The 26,271-nt window shown below is 40.8% G+C and carries 20 protein-coding genes, 3 tRNA genes and 3 pseudogenes; 13 read left to right on the top strand and 13 right to left on the bottom strand.

Features of this window, described 5'->3' with window-relative positions:
* The first annotated feature begins 2 nt into the window (after positions 1–2).
* The 3 genes from V7L12_RS25735 (at position 3) to V7L12_RS25725 (ending at position 4,694) form a co-directional block, all read left to right on the top strand.
* Positions 3–605: a molybdenum cofactor guanylyltransferase gene (locus tag V7L12_RS25735; protein ID WP_335088684.1), complete on the top strand. Its 603-nt coding sequence runs from the start codon at positions 3–5 to the stop codon at positions 603–605.
* 230 nt (positions 606–835) lie between these two features.
* On the top strand, positions 836–3,163 hold the full coding sequence (locus V7L12_RS25730; protein WP_335088682.1) for a PAS domain S-box protein: 2,328 nt from the start codon (positions 836–838) through the stop codon (positions 3,161–3,163).
* Between the two features lie 7 nt (positions 3,164–3,170).
* The gene (locus V7L12_RS25725; RefSeq protein ID WP_335088680.1) at positions 3,171–4,694 is read left to right on the top strand and encodes a hybrid sensor histidine kinase/response regulator; all 1,524 of its coding nucleotides are present in this window, start codon (positions 3,171–3,173) and stop codon (positions 4,692–4,694) included.
* A gap of 8 nt (positions 4,695–4,702) precedes the next feature.
* Here the strand turns inward: V7L12_RS25725 and V7L12_RS25720 are convergent.
* Together V7L12_RS25720 and trhO are read right to left on the bottom strand one after the other, a co-directional pair.
* A pseudogene (locus V7L12_RS25720) lies at positions 4,703–5,161 on the bottom strand (rhodanese-like domain-containing protein); the annotation flags it as partial.
* 26 nt (positions 5,162–5,187) lie between these two features.
* Positions 5,188–6,102: an oxygen-dependent tRNA uridine(34) hydroxylase TrhO gene (trhO, locus tag V7L12_RS25715; RefSeq protein WP_335088678.1), complete on the bottom strand. Its 915-nt coding sequence runs from the start codon at positions 6,100–6,102 to the stop codon at positions 5,188–5,190.
* Between the two features lie 71 nt (positions 6,103–6,173).
* Here trhO and V7L12_RS25710 point away from each other — a divergent pair.
* From V7L12_RS25710 to V7L12_RS25700, 3 genes are all read left to right on the top strand, one after another.
* A tRNA-Ala gene (locus tag V7L12_RS25710) sits at positions 6,174–6,246 on the top strand.
* Between the two features lie 157 nt (positions 6,247–6,403).
* On the top strand, positions 6,404–6,850 hold the full coding sequence (locus V7L12_RS25705; RefSeq protein ID WP_335088677.1) for a DUF2127 domain-containing protein: 447 nt from the start codon (positions 6,404–6,406) through the stop codon (positions 6,848–6,850).
* A gap of 166 nt (positions 6,851–7,016) precedes the next feature.
* Positions 7,017–8,423 carry a lysophospholipid acyltransferase family protein gene (locus V7L12_RS25700; protein ID WP_335088675.1) on the top strand — a complete coding sequence of 469 codons (1,407 nt, stop codon included), beginning with the start codon at positions 7,017–7,019 and terminating at the stop codon, positions 8,421–8,423.
* An 8-nt stretch (positions 8,424–8,431) separates the two neighbouring features.
* Here the strand turns inward: V7L12_RS25700 and V7L12_RS25695 are convergent, their stop codons facing one another.
* Positions 8,432–9,421: a sulfate ABC transporter substrate-binding protein gene (locus tag V7L12_RS25695; RefSeq protein ID WP_335088673.1), complete on the bottom strand. Its 990-nt coding sequence runs from the start codon at positions 9,419–9,421 to the stop codon at positions 8,432–8,434.
* A 351-nt stretch (positions 9,422–9,772) separates the two neighbouring features.
* On the opposite strand from V7L12_RS25695, the pseudogene V7L12_RS33365 reads away from it, so the two are divergent.
* A pseudogene (locus V7L12_RS33365) lies at positions 9,773–9,958 on the top strand (TniQ family protein); the annotation flags it as partial.
* 28 nt (positions 9,959–9,986) lie between these two features.
* On the opposite strand, the gene V7L12_RS25690 reads toward V7L12_RS33365, so the two are convergent.
* Together V7L12_RS25690 and V7L12_RS25685 are read right to left on the bottom strand one after the other, a co-directional pair.
* Entirely contained in the window at positions 9,987–10,178 is a 192-nt protein-coding gene (locus tag V7L12_RS25690) for a hypothetical protein (RefSeq protein WP_335088671.1), read from the bottom strand.
* Positions 10,179–10,335: 157 nt separating this feature from the next.
* Positions 10,336–10,408: transfer RNA gene (locus V7L12_RS25685), tRNA-Ala, on the bottom strand.
* 458 nt (positions 10,409–10,866) lie between these two features.
* Here V7L12_RS25685 and V7L12_RS25680 point away from each other — a divergent pair.
* The 6 genes and pseudogenes from V7L12_RS25680 to V7L12_RS25655 all read left to right on the top strand — a co-directional run.
* Positions 10,867–11,165 (top strand): annotated as a pseudogene (locus V7L12_RS25680) (IS4 family transposase); the annotation flags it as partial.
* A gap of 103 nt (positions 11,166–11,268) precedes the next feature.
* Positions 11,269–11,547, top strand: a complete 279-nt coding sequence (locus V7L12_RS25675) for a hypothetical protein (RefSeq protein ID WP_334815144.1) — start codon at positions 11,269–11,271, stop codon at positions 11,545–11,547.
* Positions 11,547–11,933 carry a type II toxin-antitoxin system VapC family toxin gene (locus V7L12_RS25670; protein ID WP_335088669.1) on the top strand — a complete coding sequence of 129 codons (387 nt, stop codon included), beginning with the start codon at positions 11,547–11,549 and terminating at the stop codon, positions 11,931–11,933. The genes V7L12_RS25675 and V7L12_RS25670 overlap by 1 nt, the downstream gene beginning before the upstream one ends.
* Positions 11,934–12,341: 408 nt before the next feature.
* Positions 12,342–12,854: a hypothetical protein gene (locus tag V7L12_RS25665; protein ID WP_335088668.1), complete on the top strand. Its 513-nt coding sequence runs from the start codon at positions 12,342–12,344 to the stop codon at positions 12,852–12,854.
* Entirely contained in the window at positions 12,854–13,225 is a 372-nt protein-coding gene (locus tag V7L12_RS25660; RefSeq protein WP_335088666.1) for a hypothetical protein, read from the top strand. The genes V7L12_RS25665 and V7L12_RS25660 overlap by 1 nt, the downstream gene beginning before the upstream one ends.
* 177 nt (positions 13,226–13,402) lie before the next feature.
* Positions 13,403–15,160 carry an ATP-binding protein gene (locus V7L12_RS25655; RefSeq protein WP_335088664.1) on the top strand — a complete coding sequence of 586 codons (1,758 nt, stop codon included), beginning with the start codon at positions 13,403–13,405 and terminating at the stop codon, positions 15,158–15,160.
* 390 nt (positions 15,161–15,550) lie between these two features.
* Here the strand turns inward: V7L12_RS25655 and V7L12_RS25650 are convergent, their stop codons facing one another.
* The 8 genes from V7L12_RS25650 to V7L12_RS25615 all read right to left on the bottom strand — a co-directional run bounded on the left by V7L12_RS25650 (position 15,551) and on the right by V7L12_RS25615 (position 25,983).
* Positions 15,551–15,721 carry a hypothetical protein gene (locus tag V7L12_RS25650; RefSeq protein ID WP_335088662.1) on the bottom strand — a complete coding sequence of 57 codons (171 nt, stop codon included), beginning with the start codon at positions 15,719–15,721 and terminating at the stop codon, positions 15,551–15,553.
* Between the two features lie 695 nt (positions 15,722–16,416).
* Positions 16,417–16,490, bottom strand: a tRNA-Met gene (locus tag V7L12_RS25645).
* Positions 16,491–16,656: 166 nt separating this feature from the next.
* The gene (locus V7L12_RS25640; RefSeq protein ID WP_335088660.1) at positions 16,657–18,957 is read right to left on the bottom strand and encodes a peptidoglycan DD-metalloendopeptidase family protein; all 2,301 of its coding nucleotides are present in this window, start codon (positions 18,955–18,957) and stop codon (positions 16,657–16,659) included.
* A gap of 790 nt (positions 18,958–19,747) precedes the next feature.
* On the bottom strand, positions 19,748–20,209 hold the full coding sequence (locus tag V7L12_RS25635; RefSeq protein WP_335088659.1) for a tRNA (cytidine(34)-2'-O)-methyltransferase: 462 nt from the start codon (positions 20,207–20,209) through the stop codon (positions 19,748–19,750).
* Between the two features lie 365 nt (positions 20,210–20,574).
* Positions 20,575–21,714, bottom strand: a complete 1,140-nt coding sequence (gene gshA, locus V7L12_RS25630; RefSeq protein WP_335088657.1) for a glutamate--cysteine ligase — start codon at positions 21,712–21,714, stop codon at positions 20,575–20,577.
* A 188-nt stretch (positions 21,715–21,902) separates the two neighbouring features.
* A complete protein-coding gene (locus V7L12_RS25625) occupies positions 21,903–23,774 on the bottom strand; it encodes a hypothetical protein (protein WP_335088656.1) in 1,872 nt (623 codons plus the stop codon).
* Complete coding sequence (locus V7L12_RS25620) at positions 23,713–25,131, bottom strand: DEAD/DEAH box helicase (protein WP_335088655.1); 1,419 nt, start codon at positions 25,129–25,131, stop codon at positions 23,713–23,715. The genes V7L12_RS25625 and V7L12_RS25620 overlap by 62 nt, the downstream gene beginning before the upstream one ends.
* Before the next feature lie 24 nt (positions 25,132–25,155).
* Complete coding sequence (locus tag V7L12_RS25615) at positions 25,156–25,983, bottom strand: hypothetical protein (protein WP_335088653.1); 828 nt, start codon at positions 25,981–25,983, stop codon at positions 25,156–25,158.
* Positions 25,984–26,271: the final 288 nt, after the last annotated feature.

The raw sequence follows: 26,271 nt of genomic DNA, 5'->3' as shown, positions 1-26,271 counted from the left end.
GAATGACTATTAACTCATGTAGCAAATTAACCGCGATTGTGTTAGCCGGCGGCAAGAGTTCTCGCATGGGTCACGATAAAGCCTTGATCCCCATTCAAGGAGTACCATTGTTGCAGCGAGTTTGTGGGATTGCTCAAAGCTGCGCTGACACTGTTTATGTAGTAACTCCCTGGCCAGAACGCTATCAAGAATTATTTTTGCCTGGTTGTGAGTTTATTCGGGAAGTACCTTTATCTGGAGAATCTCTAGCCCACGGGCCTCTAGTTGGGTTTGCTCAAGGATTAGCCCAAGTACAGACAGATTGGGTGCTGTTGCTAGCTTGCGATTTGCCGAGGTTGCGGGTTGAGGTGTTGCAAGATTGGGCAAGTAGACTTGATAGTGTAGGGGATAATGCGATCGCAGCTTTAGCTTGTCATCCAAAAGGCTGGGAACCTCTGTGTGGTTTCTATCGCCGTCGCTGTTTGCCACAACTTCTAGAGTTTATCAACCAAGGGGAGCGATCGTTTCAGCAGTGGCTTCGGCAATATCCTGTAGAAGTTTTGCCCTTCGCAGAACCCGAAATGCTGTTTAACTGTAATACACCAGAGGACTTGGCTTTAAGTTGAGTTGGGGAATGGGGACTTAATCGTGAACTGAACCTGCGGAAACTCTAGCAATAAAGTCATTTTTCGGATGATTTTAATTCACCTCTATAGTTCAACACAGTTCAGATCAATCCAAAACCCTAATGTAGAGACGCGATAAATCGCGTCTTGAATTTATCGCGTCTTGGTTATTTTAGATTTAAACTCATTAAAATTAGTAGATAATAAAAACTTTTATCACATAACCACTAATGCTATTTCCTGAAAATGAAAGCCAAAGGTGTTTTAATTTACTTTTCTCTAAAAATCCTAACCCAATGTGGGTATATAACCAGAATAACCTGCAATTTTTAGATGTAAATGAAGCGGCTGTTGTTCACTACGGCTACTCACGAGAAGAGTTCTTGCAAATGCGAATAACTGACATTCGCCCTTCAGAAGATGTGCCTATCTTCCTTGATTCTTTAAAAAGAAAGCACTCTAACTTAGATTTTACTGGGCGATGGCGACATCAGCGAAAAGACGGACAGATTATTGATGTTGAAATTTTCACACAGACAATAGACTATGGCAGTTATAAGGCTCGCTTAGTTCATATACGAGACATTACAGAACACAAACAAATAGAAAAAACTCTTCAACAAAGTGAAGCTAGATTTCGAGTTATTTCTGAAGCCATTCCTGTTCCATTCATTATTTCGCGTGTGTCTGATGGGTTGATTTTATACGCTAATACAGAGTTGCTTCAAACATTTCAGTTTTCTCCAGAGTATTTAGTTAATCGCAAAAAAAATGTAGATTTATATCATGATTTGACAGATTTAAAAGCACTGGTAACAGTTTTTAATCAGCAAGGTTTTATTCATAATTATGAACTGCAATTAAAAAAAGCAGATGGAACTCGTTTTTGGGCGATCGCTTCTTTACAATATTTAGTTTTTAACAATGAATCAGCAATTTTAACAGTTTTTAATGATATTAATGATCGCAAAAATGCCGAAACAAAACTCCAAGAACAAAATGAGTTTTTGCGGATAATTTTTGAGAGCATACCATTGATCATTGCCCTGATCAATACCAATGGTGAACTCCAATGGGTGAATCAAGAATGGGAAAATATTCTCGGTTGGAAATTTCCAGATTTCCAAACTCGTGATGTCTTGGAAGCGCTATATCCTAATCCTGAATATCGACAGTATGTAATTAATTTTATTCAGTCTGCCAAACGCAATTGGGCTGACTTTAAAACTCAGGTACGCAATGGTCGTTTACTGGATACATCTTGGACTAGTGTTTACCTTTCAAATGGTCAAATTATTGCTATTGGGCAAGATATCACAGAACGTAAGCAAACTGAATTAGCTCTAAAAGCCCAAGCCGAGCGGGAGCAATTGATGCGAACTGTTGCTCAACGGATTCGTCAATCTTTAAATCTCCAAGATATTCTGAATGCAACAGTTCGAGAAGTGCGAGATTTACTTGGAGTTGATCGAGTAGTGGTTTATCAGTTTGACTCAGAGATGATCGGCACAATTATGGCGGAATCAGTGGAACCTGGATGGACGGTTTCTTTGGGTATACAGATTGATGATACGTGTTTTCAAACAGGCGCAGGATTGGAATATTATCAGGGAGGCAAACGAGCGATCGCTAATATTTATGAAGCTGGACTCACTGATTGCCATATTCGTCTGTTAGAACAATTTGAGGTGAAAGCAAATTTAGTTGTGCCCATTTTACTAGAAGTAAGCTCTCAAAACCCTGGCTCTCACATTTGGGGTTTACTGATTGCTCACCAATGCTCTGGTTTTCGTGAATGGGAAGAAAATCAATTAGATTTGCTCGATCAAGTGACAGTCCAGTTAGCGATCGCAATTCAACAATCCAGCATCTTAGCACAAGCTCAAACTGAACTTGTTCAAAGACAAAAAGCTCAAGTCAAGTTAAAAACTACCTTAGCTGAAAAAGAAGTTCTTTTAAAAGAAGTTCATCATCGAGTTAAAAATAATTTGCAAATTGTCTCCAGTTTACTACAACTCCAGTCTCAAACACTCAAAGACCCGGAAATCATCAAAGTTCTTCGAGAAAGTCAAAATCGAATTGAGTCAATATCTCTAATTCACAAAAATTTATATACTTCCGCTAATATAGGACAAATTGATGTCGCTGACTATATCAGTAATTTAGCAGCCAGCTTGCTAATTTCCTATCAAATATGCCCTGGTAAAATTTCCCTAGAAACTGATATAGATTCAGTAAGCTTGAATGTCGATCAAGCTATTGCCTGTGGATTGGTGATTAACGAATTAATCTCTAATGCCCTCAAACACGCTTTTCCCAATCAACAAGTAGGCACAATCAGTATTGCTTTACACAATGCTGGCAATAGTATCGAAATGACTATCCGAGATAATGGGATTGGTTTACCAGATAATTTAGATTGGAGAAATACTGATTCTTTGGGTCTGTCGTTAGTACATGACTTAGTTACAGAACAACTAGAAGGCGATATTACTCTAGAACGCAATTATGGAACAGTATTCAAAATAAAATTTACGCAGTTAACTTTGTATTCATAAATATAAAATGGATCAAGCTAAGATTTTAGTCGTTGAAGATGAAGTGATTGTGGCTAGAACTATTGCTAGTCAACTCAGTCAACTAGGATACATTGTTACGGGTACAGCTTCATCTGGAAAAGTTGCCATTGCCAAGGCATCAGAAACTCAACCAGAACTAGTATTAATGGATATTATTCTTAAAGGTGATATGGACGGTATTGCTACCGCCACTCAGATTCGCGAGCAGTTAGATGTACCTGTAATTTATTTAACCGCTTATGGCGACGATCATACTTTAGAAAGAGCCAAAATTACCCAACCTTTCGGATACATAGTTAAACCATTTACTACAAAAGATTTAAAAATCGCGATCGAGATCGGTCTTTTAAAACACCAGTTAGAACGTGAACTCCGGGAAAATCGAGATCAGTTAGCAACCCTTTTAAACTCAATGAGTGATGCTGTAATTGCCGCAAATGAGCAGGGAAAAGTAACATTTATGAATCCTGCGGCTGAGGTGCTGACTGGCTGGCAGCAAAAAGATGCTTTAGGAAATGAGGCAGCGAGGATTTTTCATATTGTCGATGAAGTGACAGAGACAACATTAGAAAACCCAGTTACAAAAGTGCTGCAGGAGCAACAGGTTGTTTATTTAGGGGAATTCACATCTCTAATTACAAAAAACGGCAAAATAGTTCCAATTGGCGATAGTGCTTCACCATTAAAGCGAGGATCTGACCACATAAATGGTGTAGTAGTTGTTTTCTGGGATCTTAGCGAGGGACGCGAAACAAAATTGCTAGAGCAAGCATTAGAGAAGGAGCAAGAACTTAACCATCTCAAGTCCCTATTTATCTCTACTGTATCTCATGAGTTCCGTAATCCCCTGACTGTTGTTCAAACCGCAGTAGAACTCATGGAAATGCAAGGAGCAAATTTGACAGATACAAAAAGAGGCATCTATTTAAAACGAATTCAAGGCGCTGTGCAATCTATGGAACAACTCATGGAAGAAGTGCTGTTTATGGGTCGAGCGGAAGCAGAAAAACTCATATTCAACCCTGCTCCTCTTAACCTAGAGCAATTTTGTCGAGAGTTAATCGAAGATTTTTTGATTGTTAAAAGCAGTGTGTGTGAAATTGTTTTTACCTGTCATAGTGAGAATACGTCCGCTGTCATGGATGAAGGACTTTTACATTACTTATTTGCAAATCTTCTCTCAAATGCGGTTAAATATTCTCCCAAAGGTGGCAAGATTCAATTTGATTTAATATGCAACCCAATTGAGAAAGTAGCAATTTTTTACATTCAAGATCGAGGTATGGGTATTCCCGAACCAGACCAAGCTCGACTTTTTGAATCATTCTACCGAGCCTCAAATGTAAAATCAATTCAGGGTACTGGGTTGGGGTTAGTAATCGTTAAAAGGTGCGTTGATGCTCACAGGGGTCAAATCAGTGTCACAAGTGAAGTTGGAGTTGGTACTAAATTTGCAGTAATTTTGCCCTTAAATTCCGAACTATCCTTGACTGAAGCTTCTGAATTATAAATTCTTCTTCAACTCACATCCTGATTTTTGTTACCAACTTGGGTTTGGTAGTGGCGCCATTTTTCCTGCTGACGCGCTCTTTTCTCTTCGGTGAGGCTATCGAAACAGTAGGGACAAGAGATACCTTGCTCATATTTGGGAGACGCTTTCTCTTCCTCAGAAATCGGACGCCCACAACTGAAGCACCGCTCACAACTTCCTTCTTCTAATCCATGACTAACGGCTACCCGCTCATCAAAGACAAAACATTCTCCTTCCCATAAACTTTCTTGTGCTGGAACTTCTTGCAAATATTTAAGAATGCCGCCCTTGAGATGATAGACTTCTGCAAAACCTTGGGCAAGCATGAAGGATGAGGCTTTTTCACAGCGAATGCCACCTGTACAAAAGAGAGCAACCTTTTTGTGTTTAGTTGGGTCGAGATGGTGACGCACATAATCGGGAAATTCGCGGAATGATTCAGTTTTGAAGCTTCTGAATTATAAATTCTTCTTCAACTCACATCCTGATTTTTGTTACCAACTTGGGTTTGGTAGTGGCGCCATTTTTCCTGCTGACGCGCTCTTTTCTCTTCGGTGAGGCTATCGAAACAGTAGGGACAAGAGATACCTTGCTCATATTTGGGAGACGCTTTCTCTTCCTCAGAAATCGGACGCCCACAACTGAAGCACCGCTCACAACTTCCTTCTTCTAATCCATGACTAACGGCTACCCGCTCATCAAAGACAAAACATTCTCCTTCCCATAAACTTTCTTGTGCTGGAACTTCTTGCAAATATTTAAGAATGCCGCCCTTGAGATGATAGACTTCTGCAAAACCTTGGGCAAGCATGAAGGATGAGGCTTTTTCACAGCGAATGCCACCTGTACAAAAGAGAGCAACCTTTTTGTGTTTAGTTGGGTCGAGATGGTGACGCACATAATCGGGAAATTCGCGGAATGATTCAGTTTGGGGATTTTCTGCCCCTTGGAAAGTACCGATATTCACCTCATAATCATTGCGGGTGTCAATCACGGTTACTTCTGAATCGGAAATTAAATCATTCCATTCTTGAGGGTTGACATAGATGCCAACTTGCTCACTAGGGTCAATTTCTGGCAACCCCAAAGTGACAATTTCTTGCTTCAACCGCACCTTCATCCGCTCAAAGGGTGGGGTTTCGGTATAGGACTCTTTGGATTCTAAGTCTGCTAGACGGGGGTCAGAACGCAGAAACCAGAGAACTGAGTCAATCGCCTGACGCGAACCGGCAATTGTACCGTTAATCCCTTCAAGTGCCAGCAAAATCGTCCCCTTGACACCTTGCGCTTGGCAGTAAGACAGCAGAGAATCTCGTTTCTTGGCAAAATCTGCCAGCTTAACAAATTTATACAGTGCTGCGACAACTTGGATATTTTCTGGCTTCATCCCTTTGGTAATAGAACAATATAAGTTACAATAACAACGGTAATCAAAGTTATCTACTATTTTAAGTTTATGGGGGTTTAGCTCAGTTGGTAGAGCGCCTGCTTTGCAAGCAGGATGTCAGCGGTTCGAGTCCGCTAACCTCCATTGGAAATGTTTGATTAAATGAGATTGCATCCATTGCACCAATTCAAAGCCGTACTGAGTTAGAGGAATCTCTGGATAAGGAGGTAAACTCTGATTTGACAGCACTCAGGTAATTTTGCTCGTTCAAAATTTGACTTATCTATACTTAGGGGGTTGTTTGGAAAAGCGTCCATTGGGGTTAGTGGCAATTGTTATCTACAAAACATTTGCCGCCTTGCTGCTTATGGTTACTTCGATCGCTTTATTATTGACATTAAAAAATTATCAAACTTTAGAGGCCTTTTCAGAAAATTATGTTTTAGAAGGTAAATCGATAATTATTAATTGGCTTTTAAAGAAAGTTGTTAACTTAAATCCTAGAACTCTAGGATTTAGCGGCATCGGAACCGGAATCTATGCTATCGTTACTGCTATTGAAGCCGTTGGTTTATGGTACGAAAAGGGTTGGGCACATGTCTTAGTATTGGGACTTGTCGGTATCAGTATTCCACTAGAGATTTATGAATTAATTCGGGGAATATCTCCGATCAAAACATTAGTGTTTGTGTTGAATTTAGCTGTATTTGGCTATTTACTCCGAAATTTTCCTAAACATCCAAACTAATTTTTGATTCGATACTTAGGATCTATCGTTGAAAAGTTAAGGAGTGCTGAAAAACCAACAGAGCGAAACGTAGTGATTAAAAAGCTTGACCACAAAAGGCTCAGGGTTTACGCAAAACCAAGACCTCACGTTGTACAATCGCTAGAAATACAATCTGGAGAGCAACTTGCCTAGATCGATTCAGTCTACCCAACCACCACTAAAATTTATTCCCCAACGATTGAATCCTTTAGTACTCCAGATTGTTCGGTGGTTACTGCCGATCGCACTACGGTTTCGTACTCGCCCTTGGCTCCCGGCTGGGATTGTCAAGATTGAAGCCAAGAATGTTGAAGTATTAGCTGAACTATATCAACAATTTCAGGCTGGAAACATTCGCTTTTTGTTGGCATTTCGCCACCCAGAGGTGGAAGATCCACTCTGTATGCTGTATTTGCTTTCTCGGATTGTGCCACAAGTTGCCCGTCAAAAAGATATTACCCTAAAATCCCTGGTTCACAGCTATTTTCTTTATGACCGAGGTATGACAGTTTGGGCTGGAAAGTGGCTAGGTTGGCTGTTCTCTCTGCTGGGGGGTGTGCCGGTTCGTCGTGGTAGGCGACTAGATCGGCAAGCCATCCAAAATGCACGGGAGTTGTTTGCTAATGGCGCACTACCGATCGCAGTAGCGCCGGAAGGCGGTACTAATGGTCATAGTGGCATTGTTAGCCCCTTAGAACCTGGTGTTGCTCAAATGGGGTTCTGGTGTGTAGAAGACTTAGAAAAAGCTAACCGTTCTGAGACTGTGATCGTTGTACCAATCGCTATCCAGTATCGCTACGTTGAGCCACCTTGGTCTAAGATAGATTGGCTATTGAGTAAGTTAGAAGCTGATAGTGGCTTGAAAGTTTTGGAAATTGATTCGGGCAATAGCGAAGAGATTTACTATCAACGCCTCTGTAGGTTAACTGAATATCTGATTACCGAGATGGAAGAATTTTATCGTCGCTTCTATCATCAAGATATCCCCAAAACCATTTCAACTGATGAATCTGCTAGTGCTAATCAGGTATTAATTGCCCGACTCCATCGCCTACTGGATAAGGCTTTACAAGTTGCCGAGCAATATTTTGAAGTTCAAGCGCAAGGTAATTTTATTGACCGCTGTCGCCGTTTGGAAGAGGCTGGCTGGAGTTACATTTACCGAGACGATTTGCCAGATATCAATGCTTTAGCACCCTTCAAACGCGGTTTGGCAGACTGGATTGCAGAAGAAGCCGACTTGCGAATGCGACACATGCGGATAGTGGAAAGTTTTGTTGCAGTCACAGCTACTTATATTCAGGAACAACCAACGGCGGAACGGTTTGCAGAAACAGCTTTGCTTGTATTCGATATGCTTTCTAGAATTCAGGATACAACACTTCCGGGGCGACCTCGGTTAGGTTTGCGACAGGCACAAATCACTGTGGGGGAGCCAATTTCAGTTACAGAACGCTTCAGAAATTGTCAGGGCGATCGCCAAGCGTCTAGACAAGCTGTGAGCGATTTGACAAAAGATTTGCAAATCGCTTTAGAGAAGATGATTAAATAGCAGAAATTCTAAGACTTTTTCGCTCGAATTTTGTCAAAGATTGCACCTTCATCAAAGAATTTTTTCTGAATTTCGTCCCATCCTCCTAAATCTTCAGCTTTGAATATCGTTTTAATTTTAGGAAATTTGCCTTCCGTTTCTTTTGTAACAGTCAGGTCAACGGGACGAAATCCTAATTTAGTAAACTCTCGTTGCGACTCTGGGGTGTAAAGAAATTTGATAAATGCTTCGGCAATCGGACGAGTACCATGTTTATCAACATTTTTGTCTACAACAGCAACAGGATTGTCGATGGAGATATTAATATCAGGTACAATATATGAGATTTTTTTACCATTTTTTGCTAGCAAAATCATCTCGTTTTCGTAGTTGAGCAGAACATCACCTTGATTATCGTTGAAGAATAGTTCAGTGGCATTTCGAGCCGTTTTAGGTAACAAAGGTGCATTGTTATAGACTTTGGAAGTAAAGTCTATTGCTTGATTTTCATTTTTGCCAGTTTCTGTTACAGAACCCCAGAGACTAAGGAAGTTCCAGCGAGCACCGCCAGAAGTTCTAGGATCAGGTGTAACCACATTTACGCCATCTCGTGCCAAATCTGCCCAAGTTTTGATATTTTTGGGATTACCTTCACGAATAGCGATCGCGTCTAGAGATTTGGTAACAATTGCATCATTAGGCGCTTCTTTTTCCCACCCCGGTTGAATAAAACCTGCCTGAACAAGTTTATTAATATCAAGAGCAAGTGACAGGTGTACCACATCAGCTTCTTTACCGTCAATCACAGCAAGAGTCTGGGAACCCGATCCATCATAGCTTTGATTGAAAGTGACATTTTGGTTATGTTCTTTCTTCCACTGTTCGATAAATTTGGGAATGATCTGCTGGTATGCTGCACTAGTAACTGAGTAAGAAACAAACGTTAGTGTTACATCATTCTGTGAAACTGCGCCAGTATTACCAGTATGATTGATACTACGTGGAGAGCAGGCAGCCATTACTACACTCAAGCTAACTCCGACTAAGAATAGGGACGCAACACCCAACGAAGAATACTTGTACAACCAATTTCGTATTAGTTGTATGCGCCACTGTCTTCTAGCATGTAAAGCTTTAACAATATAAGTCTGAACTAATTCAGTCAAATATCTCCTTGATTTAAAAGTACGTTGCCCCTGGTTCATCAAATTTTTCCCTTAATATGCGGTAACTTGATCTGGATACTGTAGTTAAGGGGCATTATAAAACAGTGGTTAAGGATAAATAACTTTTTATTAACCTAAATTTAAACAAATTATCTCCGTACCGAAATCAACCAGCCAGAAGCGGACGCTGTTCAACTAACCTTGATGCGACAACAAGCATTAATTGACTTGCGTCAAGCTCTTCAAATCGTGACTCTACGCAATGATCTTCAGTTTTTGACATTGCTAACTTGGTCTGAACTACTCCCGTCTAGTAATTTGCTTCGTTCTATTAGGGCTTGGTGCCCAACTTGTTATGAAGAACGATGCACAACTAGTCAATTAGTTTTCGAGCATTTACTTTGGTCGCTGGATGTAATTAAAGTTTGCCCGCATCACCATCAAAAGTTGAGTCAAAAGTGTCCTCATTGCTGTCAGACAAATTACCTTTTGGCTTGGCGATCGCCACCAGGATACTTAAGATACAGAGAAGTCCGTACAGCATTGCAAGAGATACAATGCCAATTAGGCAAATACTAACTAAATTTGCTTCGAGCCATCGAGCAATCATTTCTTCTATGCTTTTCCTTGCCTTCCTCTCCCTCTTCGTTGTGCGACAATTGACAAGCATTAGTTGTCCTTTGAGAACAACAAGCATAAAGTGACCTTTTTGGACAACTAGTGCTTGTTGTCGCAGCAACAGGTTTTAAGTAAGTAGATTTTAATAATGGAGCTAAGCGGATTCGAACCGCTGACCCCCTCAATGCCATTGAGGTGCGCTACCAACTGCGCTATAACCCCAGAACCCTTAGTAGGTAAGCTTGAAAAGCTTACTAATTAGTTCTATAAATTGTATTAACTTAATTATTATGCAAGTTTATGCAAGTTAAGTCAAGACAACTATATACTGCGCTAGTCCATCCGTGAGAGGTTAAAGTAGAGTACATTTTGTCAATCAGCTAAAATACTCAAAATTATTTTAATGAAAATGATAATCGTGTGCAGGGGAGGGGAAGGAGGCGAGCGTCACTCGCCTCCTTCCCCTCTATTTGATTATCATTATTATCTAAGCTTCTGACAGCTTAAATAGGGCATTAAAAAGTATTGTAACGACAGAAAACTGGCATCAAAAAGTGGGCAACATTGTTAGGTAAATTCAATTATTAAACGAGGTAATGAAAAGTTTGGTTTACCGCCATGCCCAAGCGACCAAAACAAAACTCTGATCACGCACAACGACATCATACTCCTACTATAGATTGGGACTGTCTTATTTATGGACTGGTTCTATTAATGGTGTCAAGTTACAAGTTTGGGCTACTTGGTTATTTTATGCAGTCTTGATTGATTTGGCAGATGCAGTTGCAGACGAATTATCCCTACCTTTTGACCGCATTTCTCTGAAGATGATTTATCGAGGACTTTATCATTTCAGCGTCGCTTATGACAAAGGCAAGACCGAAGACCCGATTAAATACTTTGCTGCCCCAGAGAATCAAGACTTAGGCGTGGTTAATATCTCCGAAAGCAAGTTACAAAGCTGGATCTATCGCCTTTTGCCGCACCCTCTTGAGAAATGTGCAATTACCTTAACCTCTCACCGATGAGTGAGGGTAGATTTTATTGGTTATAATGCTGGTAATCAGTAGGGCATAAGCAAAATGTCACCAAAAACTTTTGATATTGCTGACTTATCTGATAATTTAGCTGATTTATTGTCAGATATCCAAAATCATGTTGAAGTTACCCTAACTCATCAGGGTGTCCCTTTGGCAAAAGTTTTGCCTTTGACTCAACCTGAGCCTACAGTTACTAAAGCTGATTTAAATGATGCCTTAAAGCCAAGAGTTGCGGGTTTTTGGCAGGGAAAAGTTAAGATTGCTGATGATTTTGATGAAACTCCAGAAGAAGTAATTGCAGCATTTTATGGGGATGAGTAGTGAGTTTTTTGTTAGATACTCATATTTTGCTGTGGTTTTTAGAAAATGATTTTAAATTGTCAGATCAGGTACGAGAGGTAATTACTAATCCTGAAAATGTAATTTTCGTCAGTGCGATTAGTGCTTGGGAGATTTCAATTAAACAGTCTTTAGGAAAGTTAATTGTTCCTGGGAATTTGCAGGAGGCTTTGTGCTTCAGTCGGTTTGAGGGTTTGTCTATGACATTGGCACATGGAATAAAGGTTGCTGATTTGCCTCTACACCATAAAGATCCTTTTGATAGGATGTTAATTGCTCAAGCTTTGGTAGAAGGTTTAACAATAATTACAGTAGACCAAAAGTTTAAATTTTATGATGTGCCATTATTCTCTGATGATTTCGGGTAGTTCAAATATGCCAAAATTTCAGAACTCTAGATTTCTCTAGAATAACTGCTACAGGTTTACTTCATTTGCTGATTATTTTTTGGTGCGATCGCAATTTTGTGAGAGTAATCGCTCTTGGGTTCGCCTACTCTATTGGATAGCTAGTTATCCAAGTAAAAAGGGATGCTTTTGGTGAGAGCAATCACAGGACTAAACTGTCATTACCTGCGACATTTTGGGATCTCGCACCCCAATAATGTATAGAAGAGTTCAGCGGCAGAAACCTGACCAGTTAACCATGTGTCTACTGGAAAGGTCTGGTATTGACTGCATGGCAATGCCAAACATAGTTGGTTTGATGGCTGAAAACTCTGAAACTCCTTGTGATCGGTGCATACCGTTTACAAATATTGAGTCAAGGAACAAAAAATGAAACAAAACCATTTGGGTGTGAGTAGGCTCTCATTGGAGAGTGCTAGTGCCATAACTCTTCTTCACAATCGGCTAAAAAAAGCACGCAATACTTTTGAAGAGCATTTAATCGAGCGAGCACTCGATATTGTAGCTAAAAAGCCGACTCGAAATATTAAACCAGCTTATATCGCACGTAATGCTCTTTCTGACGCTAGAAAATTTTTAAATGGTCGTTATGAAATTGTTCGGTTTGTAAATTTAGTAAATCAGGATGGTGTTAATCAAGCCATATCGGTTGAGCCAGCAGATATTAAATCTACAAGCCAAATTAAAGTTACAGAAATTCTTGATTGGATTGTCAACGAACCGAGCCTCAATAGTAGGGATCGCTCTCTCCTTATTTATCTTGTTCAGGGTGAGGATGCTACAGAAATTGCAGCACGTATGGATTTATGTGTGAAAGCAGTTCGTAAAAATATCTCTCGCGCACGAGCACGCGCTCGTATAGCGTGGAAGGAAGTCGGATAATGCCTGCTGTCTCGCGTCTTATTCGTCTTACCCCTTGGGCTATCCGTGTTCTTATTTTGCAAGGTGTTATTGGCGTATATACTCTTTTCAATAATAAACCTGTGTATGTTGGTCGCTTTGACTTTAACGTTCAAGCACGTCTGCTCATTCATGCATCTAATAAAAGAGCCAAATACTTCCAACTTGAAGTCTTCTATACTCCAGTGCAAGCGTTTATTTATGAGTGTGCTGGCTTCCATGCATGGCAAGAACATCTGTACAACCGAATTCACCCTGATTCCCCAAATGGGGCTAACATGGTTTGCCCATTTTGCCTGAAAAACTTTCAAGATAGTCGATTAGCTCGCTTTGTTTATGTTAATGCTTTCTGAAAGCAACGAAATAAAGATATACGCAAAGGCAGTAAGTAACACTGTTGGAAAAGTGTTAGTGCACAACTGAGTTTGTTGACTAGAAACCCCACTCAACACAGTTAAACAACTTTCAGGGAAAGACAACACAAAAATAGTCTAAATTCCATTCCTGCAACTTCTTTAAGGAGAAAAAGTATGACATCTACATTTCCGATTACCGATGAATTAACTGATCTCGTTGATCCTGGAGCTGCCCTAATCAGCCTTCGTGATAACGGTTTGGATCTTCCCACTGCTATCAGTGAAGCTGTTGACAATAGCCAACAAGCCGGAGCCACCTTGATCCAAATCAATCTACATGAAGTCACTCAGGGCAAAAGCAGAAAAATAAGCCGTGTCGTGATTGCTGATAATGGAATTGGTATTCCTGGTAATTATCTACCTAAGTGTTTGAAGTTTGGTTGGTCTTCAAGATTTAATGACAGAAGCGGATTAGGACGTTTCGGTGTTGGCATGGACATGGCTGCACTCTCTCAAGCCAAACGATTGGAAGTTTATAGTAAGCCTATTGGCAGCGAAAATATCTTTTCTGCCTATTGGGATCTTGAAGAAATTGATAATAACCCCAACTTCAAAATCCCTTGTCGTCCGCTCAAAAAACTGCCAAAATCCCTTGTCCCTTGGATTCAGTATGAAGATGGCAGCAGCTTTGAGTCATATACTATCGTTGTCTGGGACAAAGTAGACCGTATTTCTGGTGGCGGTCGCTATGGGAACTCTTTAGAAGACGAGTACTCATCTGTGCGGAAGTTTCTGGCACGTGCTTATCGGAAGTTTATCGATAATGGTATGAGGATTAAGTTTCAAGGTGATGAGATTCACCCATATGATCCGCTCTTCCTCATCAGCAATCCTCACATCTTTGCTCATTATGAAAAGGAACTCAAAAGCGGTGAGTTAACTGAGAATGATCTCACAGGAGTTGAGATTGAAAAGGAGGAAATCAGTATTAATGGTGAAAAAGTTGAAATCAAAGTTTATATAGTCCCACGAGTTTTACGTTGGAAGGAAGGCGATGGTGGTGAAAGGGATAAGTTTAATCGTGACATCACCAAAATAGCTCAGATTAAGGAATCACAGGGATGTGTTAGCCTATTGCGTAATGGTCGAGAAATTTATTACGATATCATTCCGCGCTTGTTGCCAACCCGTGTTGAAGATTTAGATAGGTATATTGGGATTGAAGTGTCATTCCCTGCAACTCTTGACGAATATTTCCGGGTACGCAACGTTAAAAAAGGTGCTGTACCTGTTGACAAGCTACGACAGCAAATCAAAACTTGGCTTGATAAACCTGTTAGGAAAGCCCGGAAGGATATTAGAGACGACTGGGCAGAGGTTAAGATGCAAAAAAGCTCCACCTCGCACAACTATACTGAAGCTGAAGAAATTGCTCGCGTTGTTCAAACCACCCTGCCACTTGGGTTGGCTGGTGTTACTTTAACGAATGCGGACGAAGAGCGTCTAGTTCTTGAACTAATTGAGGATCTTCTGCTAACAGAAGAAAATAACCCTAAAGAAGTTGAGATGCTTCGGCAACGTGTCTCAAAAAACCCGATTACGATAAGGGATATTCCTTGGACTGGAAATGAACTGCTCGATATTGAGCACCTCAACAATAAAGTAATTTTAAAGTTCAACAGTCGGCACTCCTTTTATAAAGAGGTTGTACTGCCATTAAAGGCTTGGATAAAACAGCCAAATGCTGCTGAAGTTGATAATTTGCCCCGCTTTATGTTAAGGCTGGATGCAGCCATAGATTTTATTTTTATGGCTTATGCCAGAGCTGAGAGTATGCATCGCGATCCAGAAACTCAGTATGGGGACTTGCGGCGAAACTGGGGTCATTTCATTCACGCCTTTCTTCGTGAATTCCTTAATCATGAAGAGTAATTGGGAAGAACGTAACCAATCAGGAAAATAAAGATGGGATAGGTAAGGTAATTGGCATTGAGCCGGGGATCTCGGTTTAATGCCACCATTACGCTTAGGTTTTACGAGGAATCTGAAAGTTATTCGTCGAGCGAGCTATCGCTGATTTTCAGTCTGGCCAACAATGAGCAACTCCCTTTTTTTCTCTAAGGCGTAGATATAGTCTAGATACTAGGGGCAAGATAGCCTGAAAGTTTTACTGTATAAGCCCTTTAGCTAAACATTTTTATAAATCATACTTGCCTAGTTTGCTTTGAATTAGACAAAGCTGGCACAAGGTTGTTACGAAATAATAAAGATTTAATTTGTGTTACAGGCGAACTACAAAATTCGATTTTAGGAAAATTTGTATTACTTTGCCCAGACTTTGAGTGAGTCGGCAAAAAACGCGAACCAAACTCTTTTGGTCGTCAGTATTCCGGCATCTGATAATGAGATTGGAGGCGATCGCCCTCCGTCCAAAGATTGCGATCGCTGCTTACCATTTTCGTCAAAATAAATCTTAATCTTCAGATTGAGCAAATATACTGAACCTTGACAATAAAATAAGTAATAGCGCCGCAGTTCATGTTCTTTGTAACCTTTTTACGCCAAGGTCTACGTGCCTACTCAGCGGTTACAATGACCCTTCCCGTGTTGAGCGGGTTGAAATATAGCTTTAGTAATCTTGGTAGCTGATGCAGAAGCCAATTACAATGATCCTTCCCTGGTTGAACAGGTTGAAAGTGACGAATTGGGTTAAAGAATTTGTTAGAAGTTACAATGATCCTTCCTGCAAAAATGGATTGAAGATGTAATCCTAACGATGAGCAAGAAAGGACAAGTTATATAAATTCTTCCAGCGTAGGGCTGGTGAAAATATAAATATTACGAGATATGGGTATGGGTTGAAAGGGTTCAGCTCCGTCCTGCTTAACTATAAAGAACAAAAGTTTTCTATTTAAGCAAGGTAGAGTAAAAGTTTTTAGAGCTTGAGTTAAACTTAAGCTTATGGTCTTCTATTTGGTAAATCTGATGTTGACCTGTCACCACACAAAGTCGATAAGTCACTAATATTGCGACATTAGTTTGTGAACGGTTATCTCGAATGAGCTACGATACCAATTAGTGAAAGAGCGACATTAATCTGTAAAAAACGACATTAATTTGTGAAGGACGACATCTAATTTGTGAATGTACAACTAGAAGCTGAAACCCTTATATTATTGTTTTTAAAATGGCTCAGGTCGGAGTTGAACCAACGACCCCAGGCTTATGAGTCCCGTGCTCTAACCAACTGAGCTACTGAGCCAGATTTATTCAAGTCATTAGCTAATATAGCATACAAATTTGCTCAATACTAGCCCCTTTTGCAATTTTGTTACAAATTCTATTCCTGTTGAGGTAATAGGAAGCAAAAGAGGGAGGTAAACTCCCTCAACTAACAAAGCAATGATTTAGTTAAAGACAATTAAGAATTACAGGCGTTGTGGTAGAAAGGCTATTGGGTTAACAGCACCCTTGCCTGATGGATGAATTTCAAAGTGGCTGTGTGGGCCAGTGCTGTGACCAGTAGTACCCATTAAAGCAATTGTTTCTCCTTGATGTACCTGTTGACCCGGTTGCACCAGAATCTTGCTGTTATGAGCATAGCGAGTGCTGCTGCCATCAGGATGATGGATTTCAACGAGGTTGCCGTAGCCACCATTGTTCCAGCCAGCTTTCTCTATTGTACCGTCAGCTGAGGCAACAACTGGCGTGCCAGTGGAGTTAGCAATATCAATTCCCTTGTGGGGTCTTCCCCAGCGCATACCAAAGCCAGAAGTGAGAGTACCCTTCGTCGGCCAGATATAAGCCAAGGTTGAAGTAGATGGAGGAGGTGTAAGTTCGTCAATGGGTCTGGGTAGATATTGATCCACTGCTGCTAAAGGCGGCATTATCTGTGGAGAAACTCTGGTTCCTCGCATCTTTCCTAAAGAGTCAGAGGCATTTACTCTTTCAGAAGGCGTTGCAACCCTTGTGGCAGATTGAGTGCCAGAGGGAGTCCACTGACTAGCAGAACCTAGATTAGGCAAGAATTCTGGGTTGACTGCTTCGGTAGCACGTACAGTAGTCCGGAATTGGGGCTTAATTGGCTGAACGCTATAGTTACCTCGAATCGGTGTAGGAACTGGAATTGGTATTGCTACACTATTCGTTCTAGATACAGGGTTAGGTGCGGTGAAATTATTGGGAGTAGAAATAGGAGTGAGTATCGCAGCATTATTAGCTTCAATCGCTGCTGCTGGCTCAACTAAGTTACCAGACTGTTGAGCGCGATATTTCTGCTGTAACCTCTGGATTTCCGCTTGTAAGCCCCGCAACCGGTCATTATTGTTATTATTTACCCTTGCTACTCTATTTGCTGGTGTCTTAGGCTGTTGCATTTCGGCAAAAGCTTGTGGCACTGCAATGTCACCACCGACGCCATAAGATTTAGTACTGGGGGGGGCAGTTTCTAAGTCAGTCGCCGCACTATTTGCCTGAATCTGCACAGTTACCGGTGTAGGGACGGCAACGCTGCTGTTATCGGCAATAGTTGGTGATGGTGAACTAGGTAGATATGAGTTGGCACTACCAATATTCAAAGGGGAGGTGGCAACATGAGGAGTTTTGCTAGACTCTACAAAAGTGGGCTTACTCGCTACAGTTGCTTCAACTTGAACAGCAGGAATTTGAACAGCAGGAATAACTAGTTTTTGACTAATTTGCAGCTCATTGGGATTATTGAGGTTATTTGCTTTAACTAGTTCTGATACTGAAGTATTGTATCTGCTGGCGATCGCTGCTAGTGTATCTCCAGGTTTCACTTCGTAGGCTGTATGTGTCGAGGAGGCAATCACTATTGGCGCCGCTGCTACAGATGCAGTGTCTCTTGTCTTCTGTTTTAACCTCGATATCAGGTTCGCTTGGCTTGCATCGCTAGAAGTGTCTGACTGGGCTGCTAATGCAGTCTTCTCAACCACAGTTGTCGGCTGCGCCAATTCTATATCAGCTTGTGATAAATTTTTGGTCTCTCCAGACTGTAACTGCGCCAGACTCTTTCTTAAACGGTTCGATTTTTCTTGTAAGCGATTTAGTGCGAACTCTTGTTGCGCCTTAAGTTGTGCATTTATTTCACTGTTGACTGCGCCAGATGTTGCCACTGTTTGTGGCTGGGCAGTTAGTGATGCGTTTGTACTATCAACACTATAGTCAGACAGATTATTGACTGTTGGAAAACTAGTTCCGACTAAGGTATTGTTCAATCCCTGTGCCACTTTGGGCTTCAGGTAAGTGGAATTTTTATAACTTGCGTTTGTTTGAGAAAACGTGTTTGATGCAGGAACTTGCAAAGATATTCCACTTGCCGCGACTTGCCATTTAGCTTCAAGCCCAGGCACTTGTGAGACTGCCGTTGGTTCCACGATTACAGGATTTTCCGGCACGCTCGCTGATGAGACTGCTTGGGACTCCAGCTTAGTGGAGGCGAATTTCACCTCGGTGTCAGGAACAGCAGGAATCGTTGAAGTTGCCTTTTGGCTGCCTACTGGCACTGCTGCTTGGGCTTGATCGCTTTGTCGAGTCACCAAAAGGCTGGTTGCTCCCATAGAGATTGCCAAGCCAATCATCGCCGCTTTTGTCCGCACCCGGCTGTTAACTTTTGGATTCATCACATTTAGCAGTTCTACCGGGGCATCATCGCTGCTGGGGGTATTGTTCAACACAGCTTTTACTCTCTTTTTCAATGCTCGTTTCAAAGACGACCTCCTATGATCACTAGCGCTTAACTGACCTCGATTTTCAGTTGGATACTAGTCAATAATTTAGATCACAACAAACGATAGTTCGAGATCACATTCACCAGAGATGCTTACGCAAGATTAACCTGCTTCTCTGATTTAGACAAGTTCATATCTGTTAGCAAAACTTAAATTTTGCTGTGTTTACTTGTCCGAACCACTCCTAACACCACTTAGGACTATTTGACTCTTTACCATTATCCGCGCTTGTCTTGCGTCAATCGCGGGGACTGGACAAACTATTTGCCAAGTCCAAGTCGCTGCTAAAAATTAAATTGCGACGACTTCTGGAAAAGTTATGCCCCCTGCTGTAGATATCTTCAAGATATTTCTACCCCATCCGTCTTCTTAACACGAGACTTTACGTTGATTATTCCCTAAAAAACAACCGTATTAACTATCAGCTACTTTTGGGCTGATTTCTGTCCCTTATTGAGCCAAATTAGCTCAAATGTAAGACATGACAGGATTTTAGCAATTTCGTTCCTAGTTTAGGATGTTTTAAATTCATCAAAATCTATCATTCAAATTTGGCAATATCCCAAGTTTCATATACAAATTTCTTATAATAACCTGACTATACTTGTAAGTATCTTCCACTACATTTGGCGAATAAACCCAATTTTTGGTATATTGTTTTACACATTGTTGCTGTCACCAAGAAAATTTTTGTAGTCACAAATAATTCGTCTAATAGGTTTCTGAACAGGTTATAAGTAAATACACTTATAATCATTAATGTAAACAACTATTGTAAATAGCCTAACTGACGACGGGTTTCAAATAAGCCAATTGCTACACTCACTGACAGATTCAAGCTGCGAACCCCCGGTTGGCTCATGGGAATATAGAGAGTAGCATCGCAATCGGACAGAATTGCTGGTGGTAAGCCCGTGGTTTCACTACCAAACAGTAGCCAATCATCAGATTGAAACTGAAAGCTTACATAATTACAATTTCCACCAACCGTATAACCCAACCATCTGCCGCCACGCTCCTGATGTACGGTTTTAAAGGCTTCGAGGGATTCGTAATAGTGTAGTTTGACATAAGACCAGTAATCCAAGCCTGCTCTTTTGAGGTAGCGATCGCTAATTTCAAACCCCAAAGGCCCCACTAAATGCAACTCTGTATCCGTAGCTGCACAAGTTCGGGCAATATTACCTGTATTAGGAGGTATCTGCGGGTTAACTAAAACTACCTGAGGCATTATCCGTACAATTTACGTATTGTATAAAACAATTTATTGTCAATGTTAAATCTACCAAAAGGTAGAGGCTATTCATAGGTTTTGTTAATAATAATCAAACATCATCTATCGATTAGATTTTTAAAACGAAGTACAAACTATCCCAGAGCAATGCCTGAGTGGATATTTGGCTACAATCGGTAAATATTAAGTTTTGTGTAGAAGAAGTAAGTACTTGTGTCTTTTAGGGCTGGTAGTACCTGCAATAAAATCTACCATTTGTATGAAGACGAGAGTGGGAAGTGGGAAGTAATAAGTGGGGAGGTGAGGAGACAAGGGGATAAACAAAGTGTTTTCTCAATGCCCAATCCCCAATGCCTTTTGAGTTAACCCAGCAGAGACGAACATAATTTGTCTTCGAGTTCAATTTCGCGCTCTTGGGTGGCAATAATAGCCTGAGTGATGACGCGCTTGCTGTCAAAACCGACTGTGTGTAATTGCAACCACTGTTGAGCTTCATTGCCTTCGCGGAGGATTTTGTGCAAAGGGGAAAGGAAACAGCTAAAACCTTGTTGCTTGGCGATCGCCCAAACATCTTGGTACATTTGAGCAATCCAATCTCTCGCTATAATGCTTTTGCCATCTTGCCAATGCCTCAACTGAGCATCAAGACTACCAGCAGCAGCAGCAGCTTCGTTGTCAGCAGTGAGGGTGACGAGTTCTTCAGCAGAAAAGGTACTTTGGGTTAACGGATCGATGCTAGGATTTTCGATTATTTGCAATAGACGCGCTTCTAATAAGGCAGTAATGGCTAGCAAGGCAATGGGATCTGTGACTAAATCACAAATTCGCAATTCTAGGCGATTTAGGTCATAAGGACGGCGATCGCCATTTGGTCGCACTGATGCCCACAAATGCCGCACGTTTTGCATGGTTCCGGCAACGAGTTGATCCTCCACCCACTGGATATGATCGGCGTGGCTGGCAAATAAGGGGACATGACTAGGCGTTTGTGGGAAGACGCCCCAACGGGTGGAGTGATAGCCAGTAGTTTTGCCATCCAAGAAGGGAGATGAAGCGCTGAGGGCAAGAAATAGAGGTGCTTCCATACGGATCACCCGACAGGCCCGCATTAATACTTCTGGGTCGCTGATGCCTACATTGATGTGTACGCTGGCGGTGACTACTTTTGTCCCGTAGGTGTTCTCAATGTAATCATGATAGGGGTTTGCTGGATCGGAACGGAGAAAGCGATCGCCCCCACCTAAAGATAAAGTACTCCCTGGTATTAAGGTGTAATCGCCCAAACGATTGAGGTAGTTTCGCAACTCCCGCCGGGGACGCAGCAAGGCACACAACAAATTTTCGTAATTAGGGGATGGTTGAGTTATGTATTCAACGTTGCGGCTATCTGGTTCTCGCATAAATGCATCTAAAGCCGCAACAATTTTGTCGGAGAGACCGACGATTTCACCTTGAGGCGTGCCAGTGTACATCTCAATCTCAAAGCCTTTTAATAAGACCACCTTGTTCTCCTCGCCTCTCTCTACCTATAAATTGTATCGAACAAGACGAATCTCTGGGTCTATCTTTAAGCCAATCAAAGGTTAAGAATCATTTAATTGCCAATCCCTGCAAAATCAAGACGGCATATTTCTGGGCTGTCTTCCGATAACTTCTTACTATTGAAGTATGAAAAATATCCTAGTGTAGGTTAAGTACGGTACAAAATAAAATCATTGGGTGAATCACTCTCTTGAACAATCTTGAGACGTATAAACTGCGCCCATACTTGATCACTAAGTAAGTTTAAAGCAGTTTCGGGATTGTTAATTGCGATCGCGCCGATGACTTTATGCCATCCCTCTTGCAATAATTCAATAAAAGCCTTTTCAAGAGAAACTTGACTCAGCAACGAAAGTGCTGTTTTAAAACTTGCTGAATCAGGTTGTATATTCTTCGACCTTAACCCTTGAAGTGCTACATTCAACCATACAGGTAGAAGTTCCAGCCAGTTATTTTGCTCTATCTTTTGGAGTGCAATATCTTCCATACCTAGCGCACCCCACACACACAAAGACTCTACAGCCAGTTTATAATCGCGGTTTGCTAGAGCATTTTGCCATACTTTTTGAGCGTGATTTTGGAAGCGATTAGCGAGAAATTCATAAGCTTCCTGGACTTGATGGGGAATTGTAACTTTATAAACTGACTCGCCTCGTGGTAGGTAATCACCGCGATAAGATAGCCAGTTATGAGATCCGCAAAGATGGATTTCTTTATCAACTATTACTTCTTTGACATGGGATTCTCCCAACCAAAAAATCTGTACAGATGATAAACCATCAGGCGTTTTTATCGCTCGAAGTTTTTTCTCTACTTCTGGTGGAATTGGTTTCTCTTCATCTTCTTTTCGCCGCGAAATTCCATGTCCAATTAAAATCCAAACTCCGCGATTCGCTAATTTCTGTAATAGAATTATAAAATTTTCATTTACAACTGCCTGATTCACCCACGGAGAATAAATTAGAAGCTGACTTTTAGCCAAATTTAAAATTTCTGAAAAAGCTTGGCTAATTTGTCCATCTCGTAACTGTACGGCTTCACCTAGCGCTTTATATTTATCTACTTCACCACTGGCTTTTGTGGCAGTTTCTAGCGCCTTTTTACGAATAGTTTCGAGTCTAGCCTCTATTTCAGTATTTTTCTGCTTGAGAATGGCTTCACGTTCCAAATGGATGGTTTCAGTTGATAATTTGCATAATGATTGCAAGGATATTTTACCTTTAGCGTGTAGAACTTCTAACCAATTTGATGCTGACTCTAAAATTTGCTTTCCATTTCTTATTTGGATACTCAACTTATCCTCAAGGGCATCGAAGATAATGAAAAGAGATATCTTTCTCCAAATTTTTTGAGTCGAACCTAATACCTTAAAAGAAGTGACGATTTTTCCCTCTTTTGGAACATGAAGTGCTAAACCTGAAGCTTGAAGACTTTTTTGGATTTCCTCAAGGGGTAAGGAAGCAATATCAGCAATCGTATTATCAATAGTTATAAAGTCTGCTAAATCAGGCAAAGTTATCGGTGTTTCATTTAAGGATTCAGATTGAAAGGTTATCTTGTCGCTTAAAGGGTCTATGATAGCATTAATTTGTATAGGATATGGCGGCTGTGGTACAGACCCTTTTTCATAAAATGAGCGACCTTCAGGAGTAACTGTTAGCGGTGATGTTGCTGATAGAGTTTGTAAGGAACGAAGAGTTGTAGTAGTAGTTTTAATAAATACAGAATCAAGCCCAAGTACAGAGGCTAATTCATCCTCTGTTGGTGGAGGTTGAAATTCAATAGCAGCGCGGATAATAAATTCTTCGAGTACGTTAAATTGGCGGGGTTCTTTTATATTTACTTCTACCTGAGTTTGACGCAAACTATAACGGAATTGACGCGCAGCTAAAACTGACAAACTAGGACTTTGCGCTTCTATTTCGTCTACCAATTTTTTGAGATTGTCATCAATAGGTTTAGTAGAAGAGGTGAGAAACATCAACAAAACCTCCATGTAGACGCACGATGTTTGAAACATTGGAGTACATACTCCCAGCTTGTCCACGCTGTTGAGTAAATAGCGAATGACAACCCACAATTATTAGTAATTCTTGAGCACGGGAAAAAGCAACGTTAACCCGTTCTGGTTTCTTGGCAAATCCCACATCTCCTCTACTATTATTGCGAACCATACTCACAATTACAACAGGTCTTTCCATACCTTGAAATCGGTCTACTGTACCAGTGGTGATTTGCAGCGATGGGAAAAGTTCAGATTGCAGGCGTTCATCAATTTTTCTGAGTTGAGCGCCATAAAAAGTAATCACAGCGATTTCTTTTTTTGGTTCACCATTAGTAACTCTAGAAGCCCAAGTAGTCTCGAACTGCTTACACAAAATTTCAATGGCATTAATTTCTGGAATATTATAGAATGAAGTTCCTGTACGTTTCTCTTGAAACTCATTACCTTCAGGCGTTTTTACCCAGATAAGATGCTTAGATTGTTGGATGATTTCGCCTGCTAAATTATGTTCGCGTTTTGTGTCCGGCTCTAAAATACCACATTCTAGTTTACCATCATAAAACTGATTTATTGCCCCCATAATTATGGGGTGCATTCGATATTGAATATTTAACATTCGTTTGATGCTATCATTAGCAGTTTCAAACTGAATTTTGAACAGTGACTCTTGCAATAATTCTAATTCTGTATTTGTGCTGCCAATCTCTTGAGAAACTTCCTCTAAAGTCTTAGTATCAAGCATGGGTGGTAATTGTCGATGGTCGCCTACCATGACTAACTTTTTGCCTTTCAAGGCGGGGATTAATAACTCTGGAGGAGTACATTTACTAACTTCATCAATAATGACGACATCAAAGTATTTGAATTCTTGTGAAAAGTTGAAATTTGCAGCTTGAACGCAAGTGATACCAACGACATTGGCATTATCTAGATAAATGCGCCTTAAATCATTGCGTAGGCGTAGCCCGCCGCAGGCATCGCCTTCCGTTGGCTGTCTTAATTTTTCTATCCAATCTTGGACAAAGTGCTGATATCGATTGAGATAAATTTCTTCATTTTGAAGTTGCTGCTGCCAAGATTCAAACTGAGTCTTGATATTGCGTAACGATTCCAGATTAAATAAGTCTGTAGAATCAATTTCAGGCTTGAATTTACCAGGAATAGCTTCCCAAATTGACTGCCACCAAGTTCGCTCATTTGAGATATATTCTAATTGCTGCTGTAAATGCTCAAGAATATTCTGGATTTTGCTTTGAATTTCTATAAATTTGCTTTTGTAAGTTTCAGTTGTTGTCTGCAAGCTATAAATACGAATTACCAGCAGGTCTTTGATAGTCGAAAGTGTAGCAAAAGGATCGATTAAGGAAATCAAACTATCAAGTTGTTCTAGCCGATTTTACCCGTTCCGTATTTTTGCTGTAAATTGTGGGGATTCAGTCAGAATATTTGAGGAATTATTGAGGTATTGTTGCACTAAAAGTCTTAATTCATTCGGTAAGTGGGGAAAGGATGAAAGTTCTTGCAAGAGTGCGATCGCTCTTTGAAATTTGAAGTCAGATTCACTACGATAAGTTTCTAGCTGCTCTTGATTAACAGATATTTTTTGCTGTTTATTAGCCGCCAACCTCATCTGTTCATTTAATTGAACTTCAAGCTGGATTTGCTCTTTTTCTGTTTTAGTCTGTAGTTGCTTCAGCCATATACGCGCACTCGTAACTATACCATTAACCACCTCATCTGTAATTTGGGAGATAGCGGATTCACTTTCAACAGGTTGAACTCTTTGACGTATAATCTGGGCTTGTCTCCTAATAGCCTCAAGAGTTACCGCCGCACCATAACGGCGGCTATATGGACGTAACTTTTGAGCTATGGAATCCAAGCTTTGCTGGTTGACAGCAACCGCAAGTATCCATTCGATAATCCGACCCCAGATCCCTAGTGGTTTCTCAATGTCATCGATACTATTTTGTGCTAGTTGCTTCAGCTTTATGAGAGATTCCACAGGGTCTAGCGGGTTACTAACGCTCACCTGGAAAATGGCAGCTTCATCGATTGAGCGATTACCTAGTATATTTCGTCCCCGCACGAGTAAATCTCTGATTTCAGTAACCCGACTGCGTACTCTATCCCATTGGCGATAATTTGGAATTAATTCATTGACTTTCAACTGACACTGATCAATACTCTGTTGCCAGGGTAGATATTGATCTGCGATCGTCATGCTTCGTAATCCCGAAGGTAATGAGATTAAGTTAACTGTAAAGTCTTGACGATTTTGTAAGCACTGTGTCAATACATTGATGATATTTAAATTAGCTGTAGATAGCCATATATCAAGGTCATTTAGTAAGGATTCAGGTGGCAGAGTATTGACAAGGGGGACACTTGAGGGGGAGTATCACAAATATGAACCGAAACCTGCCTCAAGATATAGACCGAGAAAGCTTGAACCAGTTATCGAAACAAGAACTGGTGGAGATAATTATTGAGCAGAGCAAGGTAATACGTG

It is taken from the genome of Nostoc sp. (assembly GCF_036918245.1).
In the GTDB taxonomy this organism is placed as follows: Bacteria; Cyanobacteriota; Cyanobacteriia; order Cyanobacteriales; family Nostocaceae; genus Nostoc.
This window is presented reverse-complemented; position numbering and strand designations above follow the sequence as displayed.

Excerpts from the sequence above, each read along its gene's own strand:
- V7L12_RS25730 (WP_335088682.1), top strand. The coding sequence starts at position 836 with ATGCTATTTCCTGAAAATGAAAGCCAAAGGTGTTTTAATTTACTTTTC.
- trhO (WP_335088678.1), bottom strand. The coding sequence starts at position 6,102 with ATGAAGCCAGAAAATATCCAAGTTGTCGCAGCACTGTATAAATTTGTT.
- V7L12_RS25675 (WP_334815144.1), top strand. The coding sequence starts at position 11,269 with ATGTCACCAAAAACTTTTGATATTGCTGACTTATCTGATAATTTAGCT.
- V7L12_RS25735 (WP_335088684.1), top strand. The coding sequence starts at position 3 with ATGACTATTAACTCATGTAGCAAATTAACCGCGATTGTGTTAGCCGGC.
- V7L12_RS25725 (WP_335088680.1), top strand. The coding sequence starts at position 3,171 with ATGGATCAAGCTAAGATTTTAGTCGTTGAAGATGAAGTGATTGTGGCT.
- V7L12_RS25625 (WP_335088656.1), bottom strand. The coding sequence starts at position 23,774 with ATGTTTCAAACATCGTGCGTCTACATGGAGGTTTTGTTGATGTTTCTC.
- V7L12_RS25660 (WP_335088666.1), top strand. The coding sequence starts at position 12,854 with ATGCCTGCTGTCTCGCGTCTTATTCGTCTTACCCCTTGGGCTATCCGT.
- V7L12_RS25615 (WP_335088653.1), bottom strand. The coding sequence starts at position 25,983 with ATGACGATCGCAGATCAATATCTACCCTGGCAACAGAGTATTGATCAG.
- V7L12_RS25690 (WP_335088671.1), bottom strand. The coding sequence starts at position 10,178 with ATGATTGCTCGATGGCTCGAAGCAAATTTAGTTAGTATTTGCCTAATT.
- V7L12_RS25665 (WP_335088668.1), top strand. The coding sequence starts at position 12,342 with ATGAAACAAAACCATTTGGGTGTGAGTAGGCTCTCATTGGAGAGTGCT.
- V7L12_RS25695 (WP_335088673.1), bottom strand. The coding sequence starts at position 9,421 with ATGGCTGCCTGCTCTCCACGTAGTATCAATCATACTGGTAATACTGGC.
- V7L12_RS25655 (WP_335088664.1), top strand. The coding sequence starts at position 13,403 with ATGACATCTACATTTCCGATTACCGATGAATTAACTGATCTCGTTGAT.
- V7L12_RS25635 (WP_335088659.1), bottom strand. The coding sequence starts at position 20,209 with ATGCCTCAGGTAGTTTTAGTTAACCCGCAGATACCTCCTAATACAGGT.